The following is a 3,860-nucleotide window of genomic DNA, read 5'->3' as shown; positions in this document are numbered from 1 at the left end:
CGGCCGCCGTCGGGACGAGCCTGCACGCGCCGAGCGCGGAGCTGGACCGGACGGCGGCGTGGCCCTGGCCGCTCCGGCGGGCCGCGCACGTCGGAGCGCTGACCCTGCTGGCCGCGGCGCTGCTTGCGGCGGCGCTGCCGGGGCATCCGGAGGAGTTCGGTCTGTGGGCGGCGGTCCGCAACACGCTGGGCGCGGTGGGTGTGACGTGCGCGGCGGCGGCCCTGCTCGGAGCGCGGCTCAGCTGGCTGCCGGCGACGGCGTACACGGGCGCGGTGTACCTCGCGGCGCCCGCCGCGCCGGGTGGCGCGGCGGCGGTCTGGGCGTGGCCGATGCAGCCGGGCCCGGAGCCGGCCGCCTGGTGGACCGCGGTCTGCGCGTACGTCCTGGGCACGGCCCTGTTCGCGGCGCGCGGCGACGCCCACGGGTGACGCGCGCCGACTCCCCCGCCAGGACGACGCCCAGGCTGACGCGCGTCAACTCCCGTCGCCAGGAGGCGACTCCCGCCCGTAGCACCCCTCCACGGCGGCCGTTAACCGGTTTGTCCGGTCGTCGCCGTCCGGCGAGGATGGCCGGGCCGACCCTGCACGCGAGCACCGGAGGGAACATGCCGAGCCCCGTCACTCTCGACCGCCGCGAAGGCCCGTACGGAGAGGTCGTGTTGCGCCGCCGCGACGAGCACTTCGAGATCATCGCCAACGGCACGTTCCTGATGGACACATCGGACGGGCGTTCCGAGCGGCTGCTCATCGACGCGGCCTTCGACGCCCTGCCGGCCGGCCGGACCGCGCCGTCGGTCCTCATCGGCGGCCTCGGCGTCGGTTTCTCGCTCGCGCACGCCGCCGCCGACCCGCGCTGGGGCCGGATCGCGGTCGTGGAGCGCGAGTCGGCCATCATCGACTGGCACCGGAACGGCCCGCTCGCGCCGCTCTCCGCCGAGGCGCTGGCCGATCCGCGTACCGAGGTGCTGCACACCGATCTGGTCGCCCACCTGCGCACGAGCACCGAGACGTACGACGCGCTCTGCCTCGACATCGACAACGGACCGGACTGGACGGTCACCGAGGACAACGGAAGTCTTTACTCTCCGGCCGGACTTGCCGCCTGCAAGGATCGGCTCACACCCGGCGGCGTGCTCGCGGTGTGGTCCGCGCAGCCGTCCTCCACATTCGAAGACTCGTTGCGGAATGCCGGATTCAGCGCGGTAAGAACCGAAGAGATCCGCGTTGCCCGAGGCGTTCCCGACGTGGTGCACCTCGGCGTACGACCTGCGTAGCCTTGGCGCGTCGACTGCCTTTACGCTGCTGAGCGACAACGTACGGATCACGGCCGCAAACGATCGACGGCAACGAACGACGGCACACGCGGAAACGCGACAGGGGCGGGGCAATGGAGCAGACACACACCAGTCACAACGGTGCGGCCACCCCCGGTGCGCAGCGGCGGGTGCTCGTAGTCGAGGACGACGCGACGATCGTGGACGCGGTCTCGGCCCGGCTGCGGGCCGAGGGCTTCCTGGTCCAGACCGCGACGGACGGCCCGGCCGCGGTGGACGCGGCCGAGGCCTGGCAGCCGGACCTGATGGTCCTGGACGTCATGCTGCCGGGCTTCGACGGCCTGGAGGTCTGCCGCCGGGTCCAGGCCCAGCGGCCGGTACCGGTCCTGATGCTCACCGCGCGGGACGACGAGACCGACATGCTGGTCGGGCTCGGGGTCGGCGCGGACGACTACATGACCAAGCCGTTCTCCATGCGGGAGCTGGCCGCCCGAGTGCACGTACTGCTGCGCCGGGTCGAGCGGGCCGCGCTGGCGGCGGTCACCCCGCGCAGCGGGATCCTGCGGCTCGGCGAGCTGGAGATCGACCACGCACAGCGTCGGGTCCGGGTGAAGGCGGAGGACGTCCACCTGACCCCGACCGAGTTCGACCTGTTGGTCTGCCTGGCGAACACCCCGCGCGCGGTGCTCTCCCGGGAGCAGCTGCTCGCCGAGGTGTGGGACTGGGCGGACGCCTCCGGCACCCGGACCGTCGACAGCCACATCAAGGCGCTGCGCCGCAAGATCGGCGCCGAGCGCATCCGTACCGTGCACGGCGTCGGGTACGCGCTGGAGACCCCGGCGTCATGACCCTCACGGGTCGTCCCGGCGCGCGCCGCGGGCGCCGGATCGTGATCTCGATCAAGACCAAGCTGGGCGCCCTGGTCGTCGGGGCGGTCCTGCTCACCTCCGGGCTGGCTCTGGTGGCCATCCGGACGTCCACCGAGTTCCGCTACATCACGATCTTCGCGATGATCGCGACGTTGCTGATCACGCAGTTCGTGGCGCACGGCCTGACGGCCCCGCTGGACGAGATGACCACGGTCGCGGGCTCGATCTCGCGCGGCGACTTCGGCCGCCGGGTCCGGGGCGCGGACCGGCGCGACGAGCTGGGCGGCCTGGCCGAGACGATCAACCGCATGGCGGACGACCTGGAGGCCGAGGACCGGCACCGCAAGGAGTTGGTCGCCAACGTCTCGCACGAGCTGCGGACGCCCATCGCGGCGCTCCGCGCGGTCCTGGAGAACGTGGTCGACGGGGTCTCGGAGGCCGATCCGGAGACCATGCGCACCGCCCTGAAACAGACCGAGCGGCTCGGCCGCCTGGTCGAGACGCTGCTGGATCTGTCACGTCTCGACAACGGTGTCGTCACGCTCAAGGCACGACGCTTCGAGGTCTGGCCCTATCTCTCGGGGGTGCTGCGGGAGGCCAATCTGGCCGCGGCGCAGCGCGGGCTCTCCTCCACGTCCGGGCTGCACAACCGGACCGACGTCCATCTCCACCTGGACGTCTCGCCGCCCGAGCTCACCGCGCACGCGGACGCGGAGCGGCTGCACCAGGTGATGGCGAACCTGATCGACAACGCGGTGAAGCACTCCCCGCAGCACGGCCGGGTCACCGTACGGGCCCGGCGCGGGCCGTTCCCGGACTCCCTGGAGCTGGAGGTCGAGGACGAGGGCCCCGGCATCCCGGAGTCGGAGCGGCACAAGGTCTTCGAGCGGTTCAACCGGGGCGCGGCCCCAGGTCAGCCCGGCAAGGGCAGCGACGGCGGCACGGGTCTCGGCCTGGCGATCGCCCGCTGGGCGGTGGATCTTCACGGCGGCCGCATCGGGGTGGCCGAATCGTCACGGGGCTGCCGTATCCAGGTCACTCTCCCGGGCAGCCTTCCGGCGTGATGTTGACGTAGGGTTCGAACCGGAAGAGCACGTTCTGCGTGTACCTGTACAGGAGCTGTACGAGACCTGGCCAGGACATGGGCAGGACGTGATCAGGGTTGCGAACCTCAGGGAGGCGCAGCCGCGGTTCTCCGTACCCTCACAGGGGCGGAACCACGCTTGTTTCCCGCCATTCACAGCGCCGAAACTCCTCGTCAAGTGTGACTTGCGCGACGTTGGAGCGCCCGGCCTGCACCTCCCGGCCAGGGAGGCGTAGCCTTTATTTCCGCTGTCCATCACCTTGTGAAGCGGAAGAGGGCGGTTACCGCCGTGTCGTCTCAGTCCCCCAGTACCCCGAGTACCTCCACCGACCAAGACGGGCAGGGTCAGAACCCTGCGACCGCCTTCGGCGCCAATGAGTGGCTCGTCGACGAGATCTACCAGCAGTACCTCCAGGACCCGAATTCGGTCGACCGTGCCTGGTGGGACTTCTTCGCCGACTACAAGCCGGGCGGCGCGGGTGCTGCCGCCGCAGGGGCGAAGCCGGTCGACGGGGCTCCTGCCACGGATGCCCCGGCCGCCGCGCAGTCCGGCGCCGTAGCCGCGGGGGCTACGGGTGCCACCGCAGCGGCCCCGGCCGCCGCGCAGCCCGTCGCCGCACCCACCCAGGCCGCG

Annotated in this window: 5 protein-coding genes; all 5 read left to right on the top strand. The window is 71.9% G+C overall.

Annotation, left to right across the window (positions count from 1 at the left end):
* On the top strand, positions 1–428 hold a 428-nt coding region (locus VIU94_RS04830; protein WP_331907881.1), incomplete at its 5' end, for a hypothetical protein.
* Between the two features lie 176 nt (positions 429–604).
* Complete coding sequence (locus tag VIU94_RS04825; protein ID WP_331907879.1) at positions 605–1,273, top strand: spermidine synthase family protein; 669 nt, start codon at positions 605–607, stop codon at positions 1,271–1,273.
* Between the two features lie 113 nt (positions 1,274–1,386).
* On the top strand, positions 1,387–2,121 hold the full coding sequence (locus VIU94_RS04820; RefSeq protein WP_331907877.1) for a response regulator transcription factor: 735 nt from the start codon (positions 1,387–1,389) through the stop codon (positions 2,119–2,121).
* Positions 2,118–3,206 (top strand): HAMP domain-containing sensor histidine kinase, encoded by a 1,089-nt coding sequence (locus VIU94_RS04815; protein WP_331907875.1) that lies wholly within the window; start codon positions 2,118–2,120, stop codon positions 3,204–3,206. The genes VIU94_RS04820 and VIU94_RS04815 overlap by 4 nt, the downstream gene beginning before the upstream one ends.
* Positions 3,207–3,515: 309 nt before the next feature.
* A partial coding sequence (locus VIU94_RS04810) for a 2-oxoglutarate dehydrogenase E1 subunit family protein (RefSeq protein WP_349258572.1) occupies positions 3,516–3,860 on the top strand: 345 nt, incomplete at its 3' end.

It is taken from the genome of Streptomyces sp., assembly GCF_036566765.1.
GTDB lineage: Bacteria > Actinomycetota > Actinomycetes > Streptomycetales > Streptomycetaceae > Streptomyces.
Note: the sequence above shows the minus strand (reverse complement) of the source record. Positions and strands in the feature narration are given on the sequence as shown.